Genomic DNA, 22,619 nt, shown 5'->3' on the forward strand with positions numbered 1-22,619 from the left:
TTGAGGAGAGGGTTGTGAAAAAGATTGCCCTGTTTTTTTATTTTTTTGGAATCTTATTATTTTCTGTCAATGCCCAGGACGACCTTCCTTTGCGTGGCAGAGGAGACTATAAGTGGCTTTTTCTTCATATTTATGAAGCGAGACTTTGGGCACACCCGGGTGATGATGTATTTGAGAAGCCGCTTGCTTTAGAGCTTAAATACAGCAGGTCTTTTAAAGGTAAAGACATCGTCACTCAAAGTGTGAAAGAGTTAAAAAATGCTGGTGTTTCAGATGACCTGCTAAAACAGTGGACACCGAAACTTCTGGAAATTTTTCCCGATGTTCAAGAAGGTGACACGATCAAAGCAAGTTTTAATCCTAAAGAAGGCATTGTTTTTTTTCTTAATAAGGACAAAGAATTGGGAAAATTGGCCGATCTCAACTTTTCAAAAAAATTTCTTGAAATATGGCTTGGTGAAAAAACCAGTGCACCTGATCTTAGAAATAAATTACTGGGGAAAAATATATGAAACTCTTATTGGGGGTAATGCTCTTGTTAACTTTTTCCTGCTCTAATCATTCATTACAGGATTATAAAGAGGAAAGGCCAGAGCTGAATCTTCGCTCTTTTTTTGACGGTAAACTTTATGCCCAAGGTATAGTTCAAGACCGTTCTGGTAAAGTGATTAAGAGATTTAATGTCGATATCATCGCTTCATGGGAAGGCAATGTTTGTACATTAGATGAAAAATTTGAATACTCTGATCAAAGTAAAAGTACGCGAGTCTGGCGTTTGACTGAGACGGCTCCCGGGAAATATGAAGGTGTGGCCGGAGATGTGATCGGTGTTGCAGATGGAGAAGTTTCAGGCAATGCTTTCTATTTTAAGTACACACTTGATGTTCCGGTTGGGGATAAAACATTTCACATTCTATTTAAAGACTGGATGTTCCTGTTGGATAAAAATACACTCCTGGCCAGGTCTTATATGACGAAGTGGGGCTTTAATGTCGGAGAAGTCACATTGATTATGACCAAAAAGGAGGGGAAATGAGCGCACTAGAAGGACTCCTTAAATGGTATGGAAATTTAGATGAGGGTAGTCTGGGGAAAATTAATGAGTATTACGATCCTCAGGCCTTTTTTAAAGACCCATTTAATGAAGTTAGAGGCAGTGACAAAATCGCGCTGATCTTTAATGACATGTTTGAAAATATGCAAAATCCGCGCTTTGAGTTTTCTGACATTATTGAAAAAGATAACCAGGCCTTCGTGACCTGGAATTTTATATTTTCTTTTAAAGGCAAAAAACAAGTCATCCATGGGAGCTCACATTTTAAATTTAATAATCAAAAGGTGGTTTATCACAGAGATTATTGGGATGTGGGAGAGGAACTCTTATTAAAAATTCCATTCATTGGAAAAATGTACGGAGCTTTCCGCAGGAAAGTCAGCTCAACATGATTATTGGAAAAATCATTCTATTGCAGCTGTTCTGGTTTGCAGTGGTTTTATTTTCAAAATCAATCCCTTTAACTGTTTTTATCCTGATAGCTCTTGCGCTTTTTGCCGGTGATTACATTTTGTTTCGCCCGAAAGTAAGTGCCGGGCGTTTTTTATTTCTGCTCGTGCTTTTTGTGACGGCTGGTTTGATTAATGATGTCCTTCTTCTTTATTTTCATATTCCTGTTTTGGGCTCATACCACTATGAAAGTTTACCTTTGTGGATCATTTTCCCACTTTACTATGAAGTCATCTTTAAAAAGTTTCAAACTTTGCCTACATGGTTAGTCTCGGTCGTCGGGGGAGTTGGGGGTGCTATGTCTTATTGGTCTGCTGCAAAACTAGGGGCGATTGCCGTTGCACCTGAAAAAGAAAACACATACCTTTTGTTTCAGTTTCTCTTCTGGGCAGTTTTTTTCCCTTTGAGTATAAGAATGTATTTCAAAAAAGATTATTGGAATTCTTTTTTAGATAAAACAATCTTCTTTTCTTTTGATAAAACAGGGTTTCAGCGTCATCAAGAAAATTTTAATGAATCTTTTTTTCCACCAAAAAATCCTAAAAATATTTTAGTCACAGGCGGAACGGGAGGAATTGGTGAGCAGACGGGGATAACTCTGGCAGAATTAGGGCATCATGTTTTTGTCACAGGTCGCAACCAGCAAAAGGGGTCCGAACTAGAAAGGAAAAACAAGAATCTCAATTTTATCTCTTTGGATATGTCAGACTGGCAAGAAGTCTATGAATTCGCCAGAAAATCAGAAATTTTAGAAGGCGTCGTCTTTAATGCGGGAGGGATGCCTGAGAAGATGACAACTAATGAAAAGGGCATTGAGCTTCAGTGTGCGTCTCAACTTCTAGGGCATTATTATCTCCTGTATTGGTTAAGACAATTCCATAAGCTTAAAGCGGGGGCCAGAGTCGTTTGGGTGAGTTCAGGTGGGATGTATCTAAAGGAGCTCAGCCTGGATTCGTTGTTTCACAATTTAAACTATAATAAGGTTGACACCTACGCCAACGTCAAGAGAGCACAGGTCACGTTAGTAGAGGAGCTGGCAAAGAATCCAGAATGGGGCGATTTTTTTATTGTGAGCATGCATCCTGGATGGGTTGGAACTGATGGTCTTAAAGAGGCCCTTCCGGGCTTTTATCGCTTTATGAAAAATAGGCTCAGAAATGCATATGAAGGGGCCGACACCATCGTTTGGTGCTTATTGAGTGAAAAGGCACCTCAATCTGGAAAATTTTACTTCGACAGAAAAGAGGTTTCTCCCTACATTTCACAAAAGTATGTACCGTCACCCGCTCAACGCAAAGAACTGCTGCAAAGAATTCGAGCATTGATGCCGCTCTAGAGTTGTGTCAAAATAAACTCATACCATTTATAGGATAGTCTATGCAAAAATCTATGATTCTTGGGTTGAGTTTATGTTTTCTCGCCAGTTGCTCTCATTTACCTGACTTTACTTCACGCCTTTCAACCAGGCTTCCGACAGAGGATAAGAGTGAGGCGATTGGAGAGTACGCACTAGGTTGTTTAAAGGGCGCTCAAACATTCACAGGAAAAGAAAAAGGACTTCTTATCTCTCAAGTAAAGAGAGGAAGATATTGGGGACACCCAGATCTTATTAGTCTTTTGACAAAGGCTTCGGATGAGTTTGCCAAAGAAAAGAAAATTCTCATGATTGGAGATCTCTCTCAATCTCGTGGGGGACCTACTTTGACTGGACACAATTCACATCAGACGGGACTGGATGTTGACGTTTGGTTTAAGGTTCTTTCGGCCAATACAACTATATCCTTCCGTGAGCTTGAAACTGAAGATATGAAGCCTATGGAAGAGCTGGGTGCTGATCAGATAAAGATGATTAAGTATTTTGCTCAGGACCAATCCGTAGAGCGCATATTTATTAATCCTGCTTTTAAAAAGAAACTATGCCAGGAGCAAAAGCTCACAGCAGATGAACAACATAAACTAAGGGCCTGGTGGGGCCATGATGATCACATTCATGTCCGTTTAAAATGTCCTCTTGATAGCCCGTTATGTATTTCCCAGAACCCCATACCTGCCGGAGATGGATGCGGTGAAGAGTTGAATTGGTGGTTTACCAAAGAGGCCAGCGAAGGGAGCAAGGATTATAATTGGGAGAGCTTAAAGTCTGCTTATCTGGAAAAAGTTAAAAAGCTTCCAAAAGAATGCTCTTTTTATAATGAGACTTTTTAGGATTGATAGCAAAAGGGTATCAATTAAGAGTTTAAGAAAGCAAGAATGAGCTTCATTTATTATGTTAGGATGAGGCAAGAGGTTTTTATGAATAAAGATTTTTGGAATGAGCGCTTTTTAGAAAAAGATGTCTATGGTGAAGACGTTAATGCCTTTTTAAAAGAGCAGATAAAGCTTTTAAGAGCTGGGGCCAACATTTTATGTATTGCTGAAGGTCAGGGACGTAATGCCCTTTATTTAAGCAAACAAGGCTTTAATGTAACGGCGGTAGACCAATCAGACATAGGAATCAATCAAATAAAAGAAAAAGCAAAAGTACAAAACCTTCTTATCGAAGCTTATGCTGCTGATCTGACAGATTATGATTTTGGTGAGAATAAGTGGGATGCCATTGTTTCAATTTTTGGGCATTTGCCTTCTGAACTAAGACGTAAAGTTCATCAAAAAATTACCAAAGGCCTTAAAAAGGGTGGACTCTTTATCATGGAAGCTTATTCACATGAGCAGTTAAAGTATGAAACAGGTGGACCAAAAAACTTGGATCTGCTTTTATCGACTGACATCCTTAAAGAAGAACTGCCGGATTTAAAAGTGATTAAACTAGAGCAGCTTGAACGTGAAGTGATTGAAGGGAAGTATCATTCCGGGTTAAGTTCCGTCGTTCAGTATATAGGGCTCCGCGATTAAGCGGAGCCTCTTATCTTAATTTTCAGTGTAATTTAGCGGAAGATAGTAAACACCCTTAATTGTGTTTTTCATTTTGGCCATCCATAGATTTGTCTCAGGAGATCTGGCCACTTCAATAAAATCAGGATGCGTTCTAATGTATGAGCTTAAGTTGATAGCGGCATCTAACTTAAAATTGTGTTCGTTGACGGCCATCACACATAGATTATATTCCTTTAATTTTGGAGCATCAGCATCTGCAATTTCACACTCCTTATTTTTAGGAGCAAGTCCATTAACTGCATTTTTGCAAGGAGAACTTCCGCAGTAAGTTGGAATTTTAGCGCGGTTTTTTTCTTCTTCTTTTGAAATTTGATCATAGTACTTGTTATAGGTCTTATCATCTTCTACAGAAAGCTCTTCTGTGACTCCGGCAACTTCAATGGTTTTGCGTTTCTTCGCTTTTGTTTTTGAATCAGCTGTCTTATTTGTCTTTGCCGCAGGAGTTGAAGAGGTGCCAGAACCAGAACTAGAACCAGAAGACGGAGAAGGAGTGCTCGGTGATACTTCTTGATTTTTCGGCTTAGCGTATTGTGGATCGTTTTGAACTCCTCCAAAGCCCGCGTAATTACCAAAAGCATCTGTACCGTACTGGCTGGCCGCTTCGATAATATTTTTATAGCTGTATGTCCCGTCGGCATTTTTTATTTTCGCTCTCCAGATTGGCCCGACTGTACCAATGTAATGGGCCTCAACTGCGACGACGTTAGGGTTATTTTTTAATTCTTCGCTGGCCTTACTCAATTGTGTAAGTTGATCGTTGTATTGTGTGGCCAGGTAACTGCATGATCCATACTCTCTCGATCTTACGCTTTGAGGGCTGTCCGGGTCACAAAGTGGATTTCCATTTGATGGGCAAATTGAAACTCCAGGATTAGGATTGGCACCACACTCAGCTTCGATATCAATTTTATATTTTGTCAGGTCACCTAATGCCATAATCATTTTTAGGATTTTTCCTTTTTTCTCTTGAATAAAAGCGAGTTTTTCCTGGTCTGCGGCAATGAGTGCATTAACCTTCGTTTCAATCTCGGCAAAAAAGGGCTCTCTGTCATGACCTTGGGCAATCAGGAGATTTTGACGAGTCCATTCCTCAGGGATGCGTTTTAAATCAGCGACACTAAGACCACCACCGATAAGCGCATTGGCCAGAGAGACATCAACTTTTTTCATCTCCTCGGCCTTGACTTCATCAGACTTTGTTTTATCTTCGTAAATTTTAGCAATCTGAACAGCTTTCTTTTGGGATTTACTATCAGCACTTTCCGGGCAGTGCACTCCGAGGCGCTGTCTTTCTTCCATCATAGGTGTCACGACTTTCATTGCAGGAGATTTCCAGTCATAATTTGAATCTGTAGGTGCAGGAATCATGGAAACGGAAGTCAGTAGAAGTAGTTCTTTATTTTTAAGATCCTCATTGGCCGTTTTACTTGGAATATTTTTTCTTAGGTACAGTCCCTTATAAGTTGCGGCCATGGCAATGCTCAGTTGGATTTGAGTTCTGGCCTCTTCACATCCTTTGATTTTATCATCGCAGGCCTTTTGGGCCACTGATAATGCGCTTTGAAGTCCTTCTTCCATTACTGTTGTATCAAAAGTCTTAAGCCACTTTTTCTCTTCACTTTGAGCAGATATTTTGGCGTTTTTAAATTCAGTCATAAAATCTTTTCTTGCCTGAATTCGTCCATTTCTACCGTTTAAAAAACTGATTTCAAGAGTATGGATTTGAGAAAGAATTAGGAGAGACTCTGCCTGAAGCTCACTGCCTCCGGTTGTCTGCATTTTTTTCTGGATGCGGGCGATTTCAGAATTAAAAAGATTATAATTTCTCTCTTCATTTCCTAAGAGTCTTTTTCCTTCGTTAAACCAAAGGTAGGCAGATCTTGGAAGTTCTCCTTTATCTGTTTTACATTCAGCTGCTCCTACGTCTTGGGCCGCCTTGAGAATAAGTTCGAATTCCTTGTTTGCTTTTTGGTACTTCTCATCTTTTTCAATGAGATCCCCATTATCTGCAGCAGATAAATGAAAGGAGAATAAAAACGAGAAGAACACAATCGAACATGAGTGTAGGGTAGTTTTTTTCAAGAGAACTCCATATCAGTGGGTTTGTACTTATAAATTGTAACTAAGATTTTATTTAATGCATGTTCATGTTGCAGGTATTTAGGGCTTTACCATAAAATTGGACACTTAAAAGTGACCCGAAAGAAAGGGTGGCCGTCCCAGGTGTTTTTGACTGGCAACGAATTCAACCGGCCTAACACCTTTAGAGAAATTGAACATGTCCGAGGGTTGACCTAATTGGCGATTCAAGAAATAATTAAAAGATTGCATAATTACCAATAGGCGCATGGATGAAACAAAATAAAGGATTTTCTCTCGTTGAGATTATGATTGCGGCTGCCGCTTTGGCCGGATTGGCCTATGTCGGTTTGCAACTAACCAAGACCCAAACTAAAAGCGTCGCTAAGAACTCTTTTGACAATGAAGTGAGCATGATCACCAATGAGATTAATGGGCTTCTGTCAGATCCTGCTGTATGTCTTGCGACTTTAATTTCCACAACGACTCCTACAAATATCAACAGTAAGTACTATATAAAAACCGACTCCAATGCTCCGGCAAATGGATATGGTAATGCCAATATTAAAATTAATTCATACGCATTTTCGGGAGCTGCTCCAGATGGAGTGCTTGATATTCGTTTTAATAACAAGGCCATCTTAAAAGGGACTGCAGGCGCAGCAGAGGTCATTAAAAAAATTAATATCACTTATACCGGAGCTCCAGGGGCCGTGACTTCTTGTCGGGCAACCTCAACCGGGACAAGTGATATCTGGCTTCGAGGAACAGGTGCCAATATTAACAACATTTACTACAACAACGGAAATGTTGGAGTGGGGACCACGAGTCCTACGAATGCTAAATTAGAAGTGGCCGGTACTATCCGTCCTGGTGCCGTGACTGTGGGAAGTGGTTGCGCTGTCATTGGTGCCCAAGGATACAATAGCTCTAATGGCCAGCCTGCGTACTGTGATGGCTCCGTCTGGAAAAATTCTGGCGGAGGAGCTGGTGATGTTACGATTGTGAATGGTTCTGTTTCATCATGCCGTGGAGTTTCTACGGCCTATTGCCCTGCTGGGCATACTGTCGTCGGTGGTGGTTATACCTTTAATGCTTCTTGTGGCTGTCCTGAAGAGCATCGTTTTGCGACTCAAAATTATCCTTCATCTACGACTTCCTGGTCTGTGAGCATGGAGTGTGCGACGAGTACAGCTTATGCCGTCTGTATGAAAAAATAATCTTAGGTCGTCACGATGAGAAATTCTTCACCGGTCGCGGTCATTAATCCGTCTGCGCGGTTGTTAAAGAATCTCGTCTTCATCTCTTCAGTAGAAATATGTTGAATCTTTTTAAGGCCCGCTTCGCGCGCCATCGCTATCATTTCATCAGGATGAAAAAAACTTAAAAAAGGTGTGCCGGAAGCGCGGGCCCGCTCCTGAACCATGAGATAGGCCGGGCGCTCATCATCGGGAACCATCTCAGCAGGAAGCATGAAGGTCATGGCAAAGGTAGAGCCAGGAGCAAAAGAGGCGACTTGCTTAAGCATGTCCATAATGGCCTCTCTTGTAAGATACAAAGTCACTCCGGTAGAGGTAATCACTGCTGGCTTCTGCTTATCAAAACCATTATTTTGTAATTGTTTCATCCATGATTCATTGGATTCAAAATCAACTGGTACTAAATGTAGATAAGCGGGAATGCCATACTCAGAGGCAAGTAAGCGCTCTTTTTTCCATCCAGAGGCACTTGGCTTATCAATTTCAAAAACGTTAAGTTTGCTGGCAAGCTCAGGCCTTCTTTGAACAAAGGTATCGAGGCCAGCACCCAACATGACATATTGATCAACACCTTCTTTGTTATATTTTTCTTCGACGAGATCTTCAATTAAGCGGGCGCGGGCCACAATTGAAGCGCGATAGCCTCTTGTGCCGATTGGGTGCATATCTGGGCGCTCCCTCCAATCAGAGGGAGGTGCTATTAACTTTAAACCAATTTCGTCATCGATAATGAGAGGAGGTGAGTCGACAAGTTTGTGCATGGCCCTCCAAAGGGCAGTTCGAATGGCGGTGCTGTCGGCTTCGATTTTCATAGGGGCTCCTAAGCTTTAGGCAATTCAAGGACAAATCGTGTATGCTCATGACCGTGATCGAGGTATAACTTCCCGCCATGCTCTTCTACAATACCAACAGAGATAGAGAGCCCAAGGCCCGTTCCTTTGCCTGTTTCTTTCGTTGTAAAAAATGGTTCAAGAATTTTAGAAGCAATGTCTTTTGGGATTCCGGGACCACAGTCAGTAATATATATAAGAATTTTATTTTGATCGGCCGAATCCGCAACTTCAACCTTTACCCATTTATCTTTTGAAGGCATTTCAGTTACAGCATCATAAGCATTGTTAAGAAGATTTAAAAGAACTTGAGAGATTTGAGACTCGCGACAGATGATTTTTCCGCTCACTGTTTTCGTAATCTCTAGTTGAATTTCACCGTACTTGAATCGTTCAAAGCATAATTCCAGTGTTTCTGAGATGATTTTTTCCGTTTCAACTTCCTGCATCGGATCTTTACTTCCATTGCGGGCGAAGCTTCGAAGGCCTTTGACAATTTTTGCTACACGCTGGGTTCCCTTAAGTGCTTTTTCCGTGTGCATCGCAATCTCTGAATACTTCTCAGGATCACTCTGAACGGCTTTCTGAATGCGCTCTAAAAAACCAGTTGTGATCATAAGTGGATTGTTAATTTCATGGGCCACTCCTGAGGCCATTTCCCCCAGAGCTGACATCTTGCTGACATTGATCATTTGCATTTGTTGTTGATTGATAATGCCGGCACTATTTTTGAGTTCTTCACCCATCTGGTTGAAGGTTTTGGCAAGATTCGCAATCTCAAAAACATGATTCGAGTCTTCCTTGAGTTTGATGTCGGCATAAACATTCATTTCAGAGATGGCCTTCTCGAAATCTGAAAGAGGCTTGATGAGAAATTCTCTTAGATAGAGGAATTGAATAAAGAAAATCAGGATAAAAATTCCAAGGAGAACCGCGAGCATTGTTCTTGAGCGAGCATGTGCACTTTTAATTAAATCGTTGTAGTGGATATCAATTTTAATAATCCCGAGCTTTTCTAGCCCTTGGTCGGTGTTTTTGGTGATTAGAGAAACTAAAAAAGTCCCTTTGGGCCTTGTCTTGATTTTTTTGATCTGATTGCTCTCAAGTTCTTTGTACATGTCATGAGAAAAAGGGATCATCTTAGACGGAGAGTTGCTCTCCTGAATTTTTTCCATCTTATCGTCATAGAGAACAACTGACGAGACACCTTCAATATTTCCTAGAGTGTTGACGATTTGCCTGGTGTAAGGGGAGTCTCCGTTCCAGAGTGCCTCTTTTAAGGTGTTCTGAAAGCTTGTAAGCTGACGTGTAATAATAAGCTCACGGCTCTTCGAAGACTCTTTAAGAGAATAGGTGAATGCCAGGTAGTAAACCGGCATTGAAATTAAAATCAAAAAGATAGCAGCATCTCTTAAGAGTTTGTGACTTAGTCTCATTTTAAATAGGGAACCACTAATTTTTCTATTTCTGCAGAAGAAATAGGTGAGCGTTCATTTAGTAAAATTCTCAATTGATAATTTTGGTCTTTTTTTGTACTGATCAAAAGTTTGCCTGATAATGTTTTATCTTTTTTTAATAAGCTATCCAGCATAAAAGAATTAATGACAATGATATCCACTTTATTATTCATCAAGTCTTTTAAGTTTTCTTCAATATTTTGCCCCAGGCTGATGCCCTTTTTTCTCAAGATTTCCGGGTCTGTCTTCATATTGGCAAAGTTATAGTGATAGCCAAAAATCCCTCTGATCTTTTTGCCTTCAAATGAATCAAAGAACTTTTGATCTCGTCCAGGCTTGAGTAGAGAAACGTACATTTCTCCACCTGTCAAAATCACTCCAGTTTTCTGGTGAGGGATTTTGTCTTGATTCCAGCTCCAGGCCTCATCTTCAAAGAAAATAACATCAATTTTACCGCTCTTTAAATCGCGGTAGCGGCGGTTAGCGCTGGTTAGGCTAAAGACGAATTTATATTTATTCTGAGATTGGTTAAGTTTACTAATCAGGTCATAAACCATACCTGACTTTCCGTCTCTGTCGACAAAAGGAGGGAAGTTATAGCCACCGACTTTAACCACTTCTGCCTGGGCTATTCCTAGAAGGAAGAGGCAGCAGAAAGCTATCGCCATTTTTGAAAGCATCATGTGGTTTTTCCCTTGTCTGTCATGGCTTAATTATGTGGTGGTTCAATGTATAAGTAAATTGGGCTTTAGAGAGGAAGAGAATGCATGCTTGAAAGAAAATGTTTAGGATGAATTTATTTAAACACCGGACTGTTACACTTATGTATGTGAAAGAGTCCGGTTCGGTATAAAAAATTATTCTTCTGAGCTTCCTTCCACTGCAGGGAAGTACTGGCCTTTTTGTCCAATAGCATGTCCTGCTGGAATCGGTTGCCCCAATTCATCAATCGAGAAAATGCTCTCCGGAAGATTAAGCGACACACGCACCTTATCCATTGTTTCAGGAACAAATGGGTGGAGCATAATCATTAAGTTCTTCAGAATGTAGAAACATGAATAAAGCCCGTCAGCGCGTTCGGTTTCATCATGGCGGTCATCATGCGGTTTATACTGCACAAAGAAGCTATTGATCAAACGAGCGTAGTTCTCAATCTGGCCAAGAAGCGTGATGTGATCTGCTTTTTCCATATTCTTCACATACATCTGCACGATCTTCATCGTTTCTTTTTCAGCTTTCTCCAGTAGTTTTCCGTTGGGAACAACTCCACCAAATTTGGAATGAACAGCGGCAATTGGTTTTTCAATCGCTGCGTTTAATGGTCCAGCTAAAAATTTATTTCTTTCTTTAAAAGTTTCAAAATCAAAGTTTGATTGTTTCTCAGCTAAACTCAGAGTAGAAAGGAAATAACGAAGTTGATCTGGATGATAGCCCATCTCTTCCGTTAACTGGTCTCCTGTGTAGTAGTTACCAGTGGACTTACTCATTTTTTCACCGTTAACCATTAAATGGAAAACAGAGTAGACGTCAGTCATCGTGTAGTCTGGCGTGTCTGCTCCACGCACGCCAATCCACATCGCTCCTTGCATTAGAACGTAAAAGTAAACGTTGTCTTGTCCTAAAAACTGGAAGATTCTCGCTTCCGGGTCTTTCCAGAAACGCTCCCATTCTTTCGGGTCTCTTCCTTGTTTTGCCAGCGCTACTCTCGTAAAAGAGATTGGAGCAATCAGGGAATCGGGCCACACGTAAAGAGTTTTACCTTTCATCTCTGGATCAATACCTTCTGGAACAGGAATTCCCCAAGCAACATCGCGGCTGATTGAGCGGTGGGCCCATCCATCGAGAGCTTCACAGGCAATACCTTTGTCTTCTAAAGCTTTTTTCCCAGCAGCGTAGTCATTTAAATTTTCAAATTGAACCACAACTTTTTTTCCAGGAGCATAACGAGATTTATGCTTTGGAAGAGTCGTGCGCATTTCTTTAAATGCTGGCTCATGAGTATTATCAAACTGGAACGCAGGTTGAACTGTCTCAAACACTTCGTTGAAAACACCTTTGCGCCATTTATTTTGTTTCGTCTTGATCCAATCAGTTAACTGGTCAGAAACTTTCCACATATCAAGCCACAGGTGAGCTGTGTCTCTCAATTCTGGAGTGGCGTCTGAAAGTGATGACTTTGGATTGATAAGTTCTGAAGGATCGTATTGAGTCCCGCAGACTTCGCACGAATCACTATAGGCCGATGTATTGGCACAATTTGGATTCGGGCATTTTCCTGTTACGTTTCTATCTTGTAAGAAACGGCTGATTTTTGGGTCATACCATTGCTTCGTGATTTTTTTCTCCAGCATCTTGTTGTCCCAAAGTCTTTGCATAAAGTCCTGACAGACTTCTTTGTGAGTCGGGTAACAATCTGGTTGAGATGTTCCAGAGAAAATATCGTATGAGATTGAATAACGAGTGACAGTCTGCACTTGTTTATCGTGAATTTGATCAATGAATTCTCTTACGGGAATTCCCGCTTTAAAAGCTGACGCTTCTGAAGTTGAGCCGTGATCGTCGTTACCGCTGACAAAAAGAACATTCTGTTTGCCAATCAGCATGCGCATATAGCGGGCCATGATATCAGGTGGAATAATAGCGCCGGCCATGTGACCGAGGTGAAGAGGTCCGTTCGCGTAAGGCATACCGCCTGTCACGATCGCTGTCTTCGGTCGCTTGAGAAGATTGAGAACTGATTTAACGTCTGTTGGGGGAGTGTATTGTGGTTTATTCATAATAGTCTACTATAACGCTTCCAAGCGATCCCCACAAGAAATAGTCTGAGGAATTTTGAAATCTATGTCCCTAAATGGGACATAATGACTCAGAAATAGCGAAACAATCAAAACTAAAACGTCGAAAATAGTACTTCCTTCGCTGGCGAGAGCTTTGCATTTTTAATTCTTGGATGCTTACGTCCACTTTTACCTCGGAGCGTAAAATGAAAGAACAAGTAACCTCAATTCAAAACAAAACAAGAACGACAGATGAAGCGATTCTCGCTCAACCTGTTATGAATCAAACGGCCGGAGAAATCCAAAAATTCGGTACGCGCTTTCGCGTTCCATTGGGGCTGGATGATAAGGTTTGCGAGCAGAGTATTACCAATTTAAATCGTATTCTGGCCGACACCATTACGTTGCGCGATTTATATAAAAAGTGTCACTGGCAGACTTCAGGTGTGACGTTTTATCAACTTCACCTGTTATTTGATAAGCACTACAATGAACAAGCCGAGCTGGTCGATCTCATGGCAGAGCGAATCCAGTTGCTCGGAGGAATTAGTGTCGCTATGGCAAAGGACGTTGCAGAGATGGCCCAAATTGAAACGCCACCATCAGGTAGAGAGGAAGTTCCTGCTCAAATTTCACGATTAGTTGATGCCCATGAAGCGATTCTAAAATTTGTCAGAAAGGCTGCTCGCCAAGCGGCAGACAGTGGTGATGAGGGAACCAATGACCTTCTGGTTAGTAATGTCATTAGGACAAATGAGCTGCAAACCTGGTTTGTCTCTGAGCATTTAGTCGCACTTTCTCCGGTAGAAGCGAACCTGGCGACCTATGACAAGTCTTTTGGATACGGTGAGCCCGTTCATTCAGAGACAGAGGGAAAATCTAAACACTAAACTTATTTACACCTCCCTAAAAGTTGTTATCATCTAATGGTCACAACTTTTAGGGAGAGTTTCATGAAGAGTCTCGTTATCCTTGGTCTTGCGTTATTTACCTCATCTGCTTTTGCTTGCACGGATTTTTCCGGCGACTACCGCACAGAAGAAAATACTTATTATTCAATTGAACAAAATGGCTGCGACAGTATGTACGTTGTTGATGAAACAGGTGCCAATGAAATGATTTTTGATGGCGTCGAAAGACTCCTTCATGAATACGACATTGAAGTTGAAGGCGCAGTACTGGCCCATGTTCAGATCTATTTAAAAAGCGAGATGAAAGCTGATAAGTGGATTTATCACGAAAGAGATGTGGTGACTTATAGAGGTGGGGAAGTTGAAGAAGAAAAGAAATGGGCGGAAGTCTCTTTTAATGAAGACACCGATCTTTTAACAGTTCTTCACAATCAAGACGGCTCAACTGAAACATACATCGACGTCCGCAACAGATAATTTAAAATTTATTATTCATAAAAAAATCATCGAGCATAACAAGCAATTGGGGATGAAACTTCATATTTAAGTGAGTGGATTCCCCGTGATGCTCACGAAGTCTTTGCCAGGCCTCAAATACCGAGATAGGTTTTTCTCCAGGCTTCACTGTATTGAAATAATCAAAACTGCTCAAGATCGAGACAAGTGCAACTGGAAGGGGAAGAGTTCTTCCTGCAAGCCCAGAAGGAAAACCTGTCCCATCATAATTTTCATGATGGTGCATAATGATTTTTTCCATTACAGGTGTGAATGGAATCAGTTTTTTCCTCAAGAGTTCCAGTGAATAAGTGACATGTTTTTTGTATTCATTCAATTCTTCGGGAGTGAGTTCAGTTTCTTTTTTCTTAATAATTTCCTGTGAGATTTCAGAAAAACCAATATTATGAATCATCGCCGCAAGAGCGATTTCATGGCGTGGTTCAAGCTGGCAATGAATAGAGAAAATGAGCGAGTAAACCCCGCAATTCATACTGTGGGCGAGAGTGCTCCAACGAGGATAAGGAAGTTCTGCTAAACAGGCCGAAGAACTAGGAAAACTGCAGATAAGTTTTTCCAGCTGATAAACGATGTCGAGACCTTTATTGTAGAGTTCAATCCCAAAAACCACCATGCCGTCACTTGAAAGGTCAAAGACCTGAATCAGCCACTGGCGGAATTGGTTGCGAATAGAAGCTAAACTTTCTGAGTAATAAAGGGCCTCACCATTTTTTCGAAGAGAAGAAAGAAAGGATGAAAGATGGGCCTCTTCAACATAGAGGTGGCGGATATTGGCCGAAAGAACTTTTTCCCGTTTATCTTCCGAGAAAGGGACTCCTGCTGGAAGAAAAGGCAGATAGCGGTTACTCAATGAAAGATGATGGTAGAGGTCTACTGGGAAAACAGCATTGAGAGGAAGGTCGCGAAGAACAATCGTTCTAAATGTTCTTTTGCGAAGAACTCCAATTAAATACACCATGCGATTAATAAGAATGGCCTTGCGGTCCATGATTAGAACTGCACCACATTTACGAGCAAAGTCTCCTTCACGCGCCAAAAGTTTATTCACGAGAAGAATAATAGTCATCCCATTATTGACCTGTGTCCCGTATTGAGAAAGTTCAATGAAAGGAATTTCCTCTTTGTCGTCATAGTATTTTTCATAGTAATTTTTTGACGGATTAGTGGTCTTCGCATCAAGAATCATTACATGAATTGGTTCTTTGTGAAGTTCTTCCATGGCCTCTTCAGTGTTATTGACGACAATAAAAGTCGTCTCTTCACCAAAGGCCGGTGCTATGGTTGTTTTAATTTCTGGATCGTCGGAAACGAGGAGGACATTCTGTCGCCATTCTGGTGCTTTCATTTAATCAGGATAGCGGAAATAGCAGAAGAGAAAATGAGTAAAGTCAGGTTTTTTTAAGTGCTTGTTTTATGCATCAGTTACCAGTTTGTGTCTTAGACGTGTGCTCGTAAGATAATTAATTGTTTTTACATTTAAATGGATTGAGTTCATGATAGCTCTTTGAAGCAGTCAATTACCATCTGGAGGAAAGATTTATGTCTGTGCTGTTTGACCCGATCGAATTAGGAAATTTAAAGCTGGCCAATAGAATTGTTATGGCCCCTTTAACTCGTGCGCGCGCCGGTGTGGAGAGAATTCCTAACGAGCTGATGGCCGAGTATTACGCTCAAAGAGCGAGTGCTGGACTTATTATTTCAGAGGCCACTTCTGTTACACCAATGGGCGTTGGCTATGCAGACACTCCAGGAATCTGGTCGAAAGAGCAGGTTGAGGGATGGAAAAAAGTCACTGAAGCTGTTCACTTAAAAGGTGGAAGCATTGTTTTGCAATTGTGGCACGTCGGAAGGATTTCTGATCCAATCTTTTTGGATGGAAAGCAACCGGTTGCTCCGAGTGCAATTAAACCCGCAGGTCATGTGAGTTTAGTGCGTCCACAAAAAGAGTATGTCGTTCCAAGAGCGCTGGAGCTTTCAGAGATCCCGGAAATCGTAGAGGCCTATAGAAAGGGCGCAGAGAATGCGAAGCTTGCAGGTTTTGATGGGGTAGAAATTCACGGTGCCAACGGCTACCTGTTAGACCAATTTTTACAGGATAAAACCAATATCCGCACTGATAAGTATGGTGGAAGTATTGAAAACAGAGCACGTTTAGCTCTGGAAGTTGTCGATGCTGTTTTAACAGTATGGGATGCTGGTAGTGTTGGTTATCATATTTCTCCAAGAGGAGATTCGCAGGATATGGGTGACTCTAACCCAGAGGCAACTTTCACTTATTTAATGAAAGAGCTGGCCAAAAGAAGACTGGCCTTTGTCTTTTCACGTGAGCACCAAGGAGCTGGATACCTAGGAGAAAAACTGGCAAAAGCTTTTGGCGGGGCCTACATCATCAACGAAAAACTTGATAAAGAAACAGCAGAAAAAATTATCAAAAGTGGTCACGCGACAGCAGCATCTTTTGGTATGAATTACATTTCCAACCCAAAACTTGTTTTAAAATTTAAAGAGAATCAACCTTTGACTCCCGTGAACTTTGAAACGATCTACGCTAAAGGTGCAACTGGGTATACTGATTACCTCTAAGCACTTAGTGTCTTGTACAAAATTTATTTTCATGCAAAAATGATCTCACAACGTTGAGGTCATTTTTGCTAAAAAAACTCCTTTTAATTCCCGCTGCGCTTTTTGTTGTCTTTCTCGCGTGTGAGATTGGAATCCGCATTTATGGATGGGCACCATTGCCTCCAACATACGCCGGAAAAAGTTATTCTACACTTCCTAACGGACGCTTAGAGTGTATGAACCCAGAAGTCAGCAGGCCTTATTTCAGTGGAGCTGGAAATAATAACCCGGGCTGCGTTTTTTATTCAATCAACAATCATGGTTTTAGAAACAATTATTCAATTGGAGCAAAGGCTTCTGACTTAAAACGTATAGTCGTCGTCGGCGATTCGTTTACTTATGGTTTTGGTGTTTTGGAAGAAGATACGTTTGAATCAAAGTTAGAAGAGATGTGGAAGCTAGAAGGACTAAAAGTTGAAGTGATCAACGCCGCTGAACCGGCCGCAGCTTTGCCAGAGTATAGAAGAATTCTCAATGACAAAGTGAGAGGTCTCTCTCCTGATATTTTAATCGTAGGAATTAACCTTAACGACATCATGACTTTTAACTCTTCACTGATTATCGAAAAGATCTCCCGCAATTATGATTGGGAAATTCGCAAAGTGAGTAAGCTCATTGATTTTTTCTGTTATACGATGGAGCGCAGAGAGTCTTCAGAAGAAAATATTAAAACAATCCTGAGTTCATTAACCCCTGAACGCTTGGCCGCTTTTGAAGCTTTTGTAAAAGAGCTAAAGGTCTTTTCGGCAGCTCAAAAAAGTGAATTGTTTGTTATCGTTCATCCTATTTTTTTTAATCTTGAAAACTATAACTTCACTTCTGTTCATGAAAAAGTCGATAGCATCTTAAGAAGCGAAGGAGTGGACTTTCATGATTTCTTAGAGGATTTTAAAGGGAAAAAATCAGAGGATTTCTGGATCACGCTTAATGATCAGCATCCGAACGAGAAGGCCCATCAGGTTTATTTTGATTTTCTCTTTAAGGAATTCGGCCCTAAAATAAGACATCCGAATAACCCTCCGACAAAAACACCTTAAGCTCATTAATAAACGTGCTGACGTTCAAATTCTGCTTATTCCTCGCTGGCGTCACGGCCCAAATATCTTTTTTCCCCTCACTGTAATCCTCAAGAAGACCAATGAGTGTTCCATCTTTGATATGAGAAAAAACATAAGACCCTGGAAGTCTCACAATCCCCAAACCATCAAGTGCTGCTTGTAAAACCACTCGTGGATTATTTGTTTTTAAATTTCCACTAACCGTCACGGATTTACTTTTTCCATTTTGCTTAAAGGCCCACTGGTTTTGTCCACCGAGACAGTTGTAGTCTTTGAGTGCCTCAAGCGTTTGCGGTTTCTTGTGCTTTTTTAAATATTCAGGAGACGCGCAAACGTATTCGCGACGAGAAGCGATCTTCTGCGCGAAGAGAGAAGAGTTTGAAAGCTCGCCAATTCTGATCCCGACATCGTAGCGTTCAGCAATGAGGTCAACGATGCGAGTGTCGAAATTGAGTTCAATTGTGAGTTCCGGATATTTTTTTGCCATGGCGATTAAAACAGGAGCGATGTAGTTTTCACCAAAAACGCCGGCCAGTGTCACACGCAGAAGCCCACGAGGCTTATCTGAAGGAGTGATTAATTCAGCGCGGGCCGCTTCCAGGTTCTGAAGCGAGGACTGACAGTTCTTTAAGAACTCTTCTCCGGTACTGGTCAGCTGGACTTTTCTCGTTGAGCGAAAAAAAAGGGCGATTCCCACTTCATCTTCCAAGGCCTTAATGGTCTTACTCACATGAGATTTTGAGATTCCAAGGGAGCTTGCCGCCTTCGAGAAGCTTCCTAGCTCGCTGACTCTTACAAAGGTTAAAATGCACTGAATCCATTTAATTGTTTCCATGGGGAAACAGTGTTGTTCTTAGAGAGAGGATAGTCAAGTCCCGATGGGGGAAGTATGATCTTTTTTCAAGTTTTTTTATACGGGAGGAAACAATGAAAGTTAAAGCAGCAGTAGCGTGGGGCCCAGGTCAGCCACTTAAAATAGAGACAGTTGATTTAGAAGGACCAAAAAAAGGAGAAGTCCTGGTTCGTATCGTGGCCAGTGGTGTTTGCCACACGGATGCTTATACGCTTTCAGGTGTAGACCCGGAAGGGATCTTCCCGGTTATCCTTGGACACGAAGGAGCGGGGATCGTTGAAGAAGTTGGAGAAGGTGTCACATCACTTAAAAAAGGTGACCACGTTATCCCTCTTTACACTCCAGAGTGCGGAACTTGTAAATTCTGTACATCGGGAAAAACAAATCTTTGTCAGCGCATTCGCGAAACTCAAGGAAAAGGATTGATGCCGGATGGAACATCTCGCTTCTCAAAAGATGGCAAGCCAATCTACCACTATATGGGAACATCAACGTTTGCTGAGTACACAGTTTGTGCTGAAATCTCTTTGGCAAAAATTGATAAAGAAGCGCCATTAGATAAAGTTTGTCTACTAGGTTGTGGTGTAACGACTGGTATCGGAGCTGTTTTAAACACAGCGAAGGTAGAAAAAAATGACAACGTTGCTGTTTTTGGAATTGGAGGCATTGGTCTTTCAGTTATCCAGGGAGCAAAAATGGTTGGGGCCAAAAAAATTATCGCGGTTGATATCAATAATTCAAAAGAAGAAATGGCGAGAAAATTTGGAGCAACGGACTTTGTTAACCCAAAAGAAATCGATGGAACAATTGTTGATCAAATCGTAAAGATGACTGACGGTGGTGTTGAGCACTCTTTTGAGTGTGTTGGTAACACGACTCTAATGAGACAAGCACTTGAGTGTTGTCATAAAGGCTGGGGACAATCGACAATCATCGGAGTTGCGGCCGCTGGACAAGAGATCTCAACTCGTCCATTCCAACTGGTAACTGGAAGAGTGTGGAAAGGTTCAGCTTTCGGTGGAGTCAAAGGAAGAACTGAACTTCCTGGTTACGTTCAAAAATATATGAAAGGGGAAATCAATATTGATGACCTGGTGACTTTCACAATGCCAATCGAAGACATCAACAAAGCATTCGATTATATGCATGAAGGAAAGAGCATTAGAAGTGTAGTGACTTTCTAAGGAGAACTTATGAAGCAATTAAAGTCTCATAAAACATTCGAAGGAAAAACAGAGTTCTGGTCTCACGAATCGGCAGCGACAAAAACGGAAATGAAGTTTTCGACTTTCATCCCTAATGGTGAAGTGAAGGGCTGTCTGATCTGGCTTTCAGGTTTAACGTGCACGGAAGAGAACTTCATCACGAAAGCTGGAGCTCAAAAGTTTTTAGCTGAAAAAAAGCTGATGGTGATTGCACCGGATACTTCTCCAAGAGGACTAAATCTTCCTGGCGAGCATGACTCTTACGATTTTGGTTCGGGAGCTGGCTTTTATTTAAACGCGACAACTCCAGGTTATGCTGATCACTACAAAATGGATGATTATATCGTAAATGATCTCTACAACGTGATCACCAACGAGTTTAAAGTCAAAAACGTTTCGATCTTTGGCCACTCAATGGGAGGCCATGGTGCTTTAGTTCTTGGACTTCGCAATCCAGACAAATTTAAAGCGGTATCGGCGTTTTCTCCTATCGTTCATCCTAGTGTTTCACCATGGGGAATGAAAGCGTTTAACGGCTATTTAGGAAGCGATAAGAGTGCATGGTCAGCATACGATGCCACTGAACTTCTAATGAGCGGGAAAAAGCACCCGGCAAAAATCCTGGTTCACCAAGGACTACAGGATGAGTTTTTTGCCAAGGAGCTTTTAACTGAGCATTTAAGAGAAGCTGCTCAAAAAGCTGGGCAAGAGTGTGAGATCAACCTGTGCGAAGGGTATGATCATAGCTATTACTTTATCTCGACATTTATGGAGGCCCATGTGGCCCACCATGCGAAGTATTTGAATTAATCTCTCATCTTAAGAAGGTCAGGAAGGGCAAAACTTTCCTGGCCTTCTGTCTCAGAGGCATTTTCATGGATAATAAATTCCATGAGCAATAAACTATCCATCCTGGTCATTGACGACGAAGTCTCATTAGGCGACGTTTATATCAACTTCTTAAGCAAGATGGGGGCGACAGTTAATTACTGTGATCACCCACAGAAGGGATGGAGGGCCATCGAAAAAGAAAAGTATGACCTGATCATCACCGATCTTAAGATGCCCGTGATAACTGGAGATGAATTCATCTCTATCGTCAGAGGATCGAAACTCAATTCTCACACACCTATTATTCTTTGTTCTGGATTTATCAATAAACTGGTTGTCACAGAAATGACCAGAGAAAGTAAAATCTACTTTCTGAGTAAGCCTTTTGATAGCAAGTCGCTTTTAGAGCTGGTTGATAAGGCCCTGGGAGTGAAAAAATCAGAAGAGGAGTCTGAGAGCTGGGCCTTGAATGAAAAATGGCTTGCGGCCTTTACTGATAAGTTAGGCGAGGTGGTTAAAGAAAAAGTAAGCATTACTAATATTAACCAATTTGAACTCTGGAATTTTGAATCTATTGGTGCACATTTTACGATCATGGCCAATAATGAGCATCTCAATGTTTCTCTTTTAATGAAGGGAAAAACCTTTTTAAAAGTCGCGGGCCTTGTTCAGGGCACGCAATACAAAGACATCGAACCGGAAATCCTACAGGTCTGGAAAGAGCTTTTAGAGGGAGCTCTGGAAGGCACGGGGAGGGTGAGTTTCTCAAAAATCCTGAGTCAGCAAATCATACGTCAACCTGGGCATAAATCAGCTTTTTTTAAGTTGCATGGGACCTTTGGCGAAGTTTTAGTTTATTTAAACTAACCAAAGACTTGAAACTTCATAACTAAAATAATGCTTAGGACATTGAGGAAAGCTTAAGATTCATTCCGTCAAAAATCAGGCTAAAATAGGACGATGAATGGGTACGGCCGACTATCTAAATTTATTATGCTCGCAGGAATCTTACAGCTCTTTCTTTTTACCACGCAAATTTTTGGTCGCGAGGTTGTACGCCTGACAACAGGTGAGTGGTCGCCCTACATTTCAGAAGAATTAGAAAATAAAGGATTAATCGCTCAAATTGCCAGTGAAGCTTTTGCTCTTCAAGATGTTGAAGTGAAACTTTCCTTTTTTCCATGGCAGCGAGTGTATCAACTTTCCAAGACAGGCGAATATGACGGCACTCTGGCCTATGCCCGCACAGTCGAAAGAGAAAAATTTTATTATTATAGCGAACCTGTCTATACCGGAAAGTATGTTTTATTTCATTTGAAGGCCCACCCCTTTAAATGGGATAAATATGAAGACTTAAAAGATATCCGCATTGCAGCTACTCGTGGTTTTGGTGGAATGGGCAAAGAATTTATCGCGGCCGAAGAAAAGAAAGTCATTCATGTTGAGCGATTGGCCTCTGATATTCAAAGTTTTCATATGCTCTTCTTAGGAAGAGTGCAGGCCGTAGCTTCTGATATGGAAGTTGGTTATGTCCTTTTGAAAAAGAATTTTCCGGCAAAAGAAATTAGTTATGTGACCCACAATGATCACATTATCCAAACTGCTAAGTACCACTTGGTTTTAGCAAAGAGCTTGAAAAAGAATGAAGGGCTTATCAAGAAGTTTAATCTAGGGCTTGCCCAGTTAAGAAAGAGCGGGCGATACGATCAGATCATTAAAGATTTTTACCAGAAGAAAGTTTACAAAGAAGCTATTCCTTCAAAGCTTCTTACATACGATTAAG

22 protein-coding genes are annotated in these 22,619 nt (G+C 41.2%); 15 read left to right on the top strand and 7 right to left on the bottom strand.

All coding sequences use genetic code 11. The annotated features are described in order from the left end of the window. The first annotated feature begins 14 nt into the window (after positions 1–14). The 6 genes from AC6JA8_RS06335 to AC6JA8_RS06360 all read left to right on the top strand — a co-directional run bounded on the left by AC6JA8_RS06335 (position 15) and on the right by AC6JA8_RS06360 (position 4,396). The gene (locus AC6JA8_RS06335) at positions 15–512 is read left to right on the top strand and encodes a chalcone isomerase family protein (RefSeq protein ID WP_497976293.1); all 498 of its coding nucleotides are present in this window, start codon (positions 15–17) and stop codon (positions 510–512) included. Beyond that, positions 509–1,036, top strand: coding sequence for a DUF3833 domain-containing protein (locus tag AC6JA8_RS06340; protein WP_497976294.1), 528 nt, complete (start codon positions 509–511; stop codon positions 1,034–1,036). Before AC6JA8_RS06335 ends, AC6JA8_RS06340 begins: the two co-directional genes overlap by 4 nt. Then, entirely contained in the window at positions 1,033–1,446 is a 414-nt protein-coding gene (locus tag AC6JA8_RS06345) for a nuclear transport factor 2 family protein (RefSeq protein ID WP_497976295.1), read from the top strand. Before AC6JA8_RS06340 ends, AC6JA8_RS06345 begins: the two co-directional genes overlap by 4 nt. Then, positions 1,443–2,840 carry an SDR family NAD(P)-dependent oxidoreductase gene (locus tag AC6JA8_RS06350; protein ID WP_497976296.1) on the top strand — a complete coding sequence of 466 codons (1,398 nt, stop codon included), beginning with the start codon at positions 1,443–1,445 and terminating at the stop codon, positions 2,838–2,840. The genes AC6JA8_RS06345 and AC6JA8_RS06350 overlap by 4 nt, the downstream gene beginning before the upstream one ends. Positions 2,841–2,881: 41 nt before the next feature. Next, a complete protein-coding gene (locus AC6JA8_RS06355) occupies positions 2,882–3,709 on the top strand; it encodes a penicillin-insensitive murein endopeptidase (protein WP_497976297.1) in 828 nt (275 codons plus the stop codon). An 87-nt stretch (positions 3,710–3,796) separates the two neighbouring features. Next, on the top strand, positions 3,797–4,396 hold the full coding sequence (locus AC6JA8_RS06360) for a class I SAM-dependent methyltransferase (protein WP_497976298.1): 600 nt from the start codon (positions 3,797–3,799) through the stop codon (positions 4,394–4,396). Positions 4,397–4,411: 15 nt separating this feature from the next. On the opposite strand, the gene AC6JA8_RS06365 is transcribed toward AC6JA8_RS06360, so the two are convergent. Further along, positions 4,412–6,520, bottom strand: a complete 2,109-nt coding sequence (locus AC6JA8_RS06365) for a hypothetical protein (protein WP_497976299.1) — start codon at positions 6,518–6,520, stop codon at positions 4,412–4,414. 269 nt (positions 6,521–6,789) lie between these two features. Between AC6JA8_RS06365 and AC6JA8_RS06370 the strand changes: the two genes are divergently transcribed. After that, positions 6,790–7,737: a prepilin-type N-terminal cleavage/methylation domain-containing protein gene (locus AC6JA8_RS06370; protein WP_497976300.1), complete on the top strand. Its 948-nt coding sequence runs from the start codon at positions 6,790–6,792 to the stop codon at positions 7,735–7,737. A gap of 2 nt (positions 7,738–7,739) precedes the next feature. On the opposite strand, the gene AC6JA8_RS06375 is transcribed toward AC6JA8_RS06370, so the two are convergent. The 4 genes from AC6JA8_RS06375 to AC6JA8_RS06390 form a co-directional block, all read right to left on the bottom strand. Beyond that, positions 7,740–8,588, bottom strand: coding sequence for a class I SAM-dependent methyltransferase (locus AC6JA8_RS06375; RefSeq protein ID WP_497976301.1), 849 nt, complete (start codon positions 8,586–8,588; stop codon positions 7,740–7,742). A gap of 8 nt (positions 8,589–8,596) precedes the next feature. Further along, a complete protein-coding gene (locus AC6JA8_RS06380) occupies positions 8,597–10,042 on the bottom strand; it encodes a sensor histidine kinase (protein WP_497976302.1) in 1,446 nt (481 codons plus the stop codon). After that, the gene (locus tag AC6JA8_RS06385; protein WP_497976303.1) at positions 10,039–10,746 is read right to left on the bottom strand and encodes a substrate-binding periplasmic protein; all 708 of its coding nucleotides are present in this window, start codon (positions 10,744–10,746) and stop codon (positions 10,039–10,041) included. Before AC6JA8_RS06385 ends, AC6JA8_RS06380 begins: the two co-directional genes overlap by 4 nt. 174 nt (positions 10,747–10,920) lie before the next feature. Beyond that, on the bottom strand, positions 10,921–12,840 hold the full coding sequence (locus AC6JA8_RS06390; RefSeq protein ID WP_497976304.1) for a methionine--tRNA ligase: 1,920 nt from the start codon (positions 12,838–12,840) through the stop codon (positions 10,921–10,923). Between the two features lie 206 nt (positions 12,841–13,046). On the opposite strand from AC6JA8_RS06390, the gene AC6JA8_RS06395 reads away from it, so the two are divergent. Then, a complete protein-coding gene (locus AC6JA8_RS06395) occupies positions 13,047–13,730 on the top strand; it encodes a Dps family protein (RefSeq protein WP_497976305.1) in 684 nt (227 codons plus the stop codon). 63 nt (positions 13,731–13,793) lie between these two features. Beyond that, positions 13,794–14,228 carry a hypothetical protein gene (locus AC6JA8_RS06400; protein WP_497976306.1) on the top strand — a complete coding sequence of 145 codons (435 nt, stop codon included), beginning with the start codon at positions 13,794–13,796 and terminating at the stop codon, positions 14,226–14,228. A 1-nt stretch (position 14,229) separates the two neighbouring features. On the opposite strand, the gene AC6JA8_RS06405 is transcribed toward AC6JA8_RS06400, so the two are convergent. Further along, positions 14,230–15,612: an HD domain-containing phosphohydrolase gene (locus AC6JA8_RS06405; RefSeq protein ID WP_497976307.1), complete on the bottom strand. Its 1,383-nt coding sequence runs from the start codon at positions 15,610–15,612 to the stop codon at positions 14,230–14,232. A 194-nt stretch (positions 15,613–15,806) separates the two neighbouring features. On the opposite strand from AC6JA8_RS06405, the gene AC6JA8_RS06410 reads away from it, so the two are divergent. After that, positions 15,807–16,850 (top strand): alkene reductase, encoded by a 1,044-nt coding sequence (locus AC6JA8_RS06410; protein ID WP_497976308.1) that lies wholly within the window; start codon positions 15,807–15,809, stop codon positions 16,848–16,850. A gap of 65 nt (positions 16,851–16,915) precedes the next feature. Next, a complete protein-coding gene (locus AC6JA8_RS06415) occupies positions 16,916–17,926 on the top strand; it encodes an SGNH/GDSL hydrolase family protein (RefSeq protein WP_497976309.1) in 1,011 nt (336 codons plus the stop codon). Here the strand turns inward: AC6JA8_RS06415 and AC6JA8_RS06420 are convergent. Next, entirely contained in the window at positions 17,883–18,782 is a 900-nt protein-coding gene (locus AC6JA8_RS06420; RefSeq protein WP_497976310.1) for a LysR family transcriptional regulator, read from the bottom strand. The genes AC6JA8_RS06415 and AC6JA8_RS06420 overlap by 44 nt on opposite strands. A 92-nt stretch (positions 18,783–18,874) precedes the next feature. Here AC6JA8_RS06420 and AC6JA8_RS06425 point away from each other — a divergent pair, with 92 nt between their 5' ends. The 4 genes from AC6JA8_RS06425 (at position 18,875) to AC6JA8_RS06440 (ending at position 22,618) form a co-directional block, all read left to right on the top strand. After that, positions 18,875–19,984 (top strand): S-(hydroxymethyl)glutathione dehydrogenase/class III alcohol dehydrogenase, encoded by a 1,110-nt coding sequence (locus tag AC6JA8_RS06425; RefSeq protein WP_497976311.1) that lies wholly within the window; start codon positions 18,875–18,877, stop codon positions 19,982–19,984. A 9-nt stretch (positions 19,985–19,993) separates the two neighbouring features. Beyond that, entirely contained in the window at positions 19,994–20,815 is an 822-nt protein-coding gene (gene fghA, locus AC6JA8_RS06430; RefSeq protein ID WP_497976312.1) for an S-formylglutathione hydrolase, read from the top strand. An 81-nt stretch (positions 20,816–20,896) separates the two neighbouring features. Next, a complete protein-coding gene (locus AC6JA8_RS06435; protein WP_497976313.1) occupies positions 20,897–21,703 on the top strand; it encodes a response regulator in 807 nt (268 codons plus the stop codon). 126 nt (positions 21,704–21,829) lie between these two features. Continuing rightward, the gene (locus tag AC6JA8_RS06440) at positions 21,830–22,618 is read left to right on the top strand and encodes a substrate-binding periplasmic protein (RefSeq protein WP_497976314.1); all 789 of its coding nucleotides are present in this window, start codon (positions 21,830–21,832) and stop codon (positions 22,616–22,618) included. Position 22,619 lies beyond the last annotated feature (1 nt).

It is taken from the genome of Bacteriovorax sp. HI3 (genome assembly GCF_059738875.1).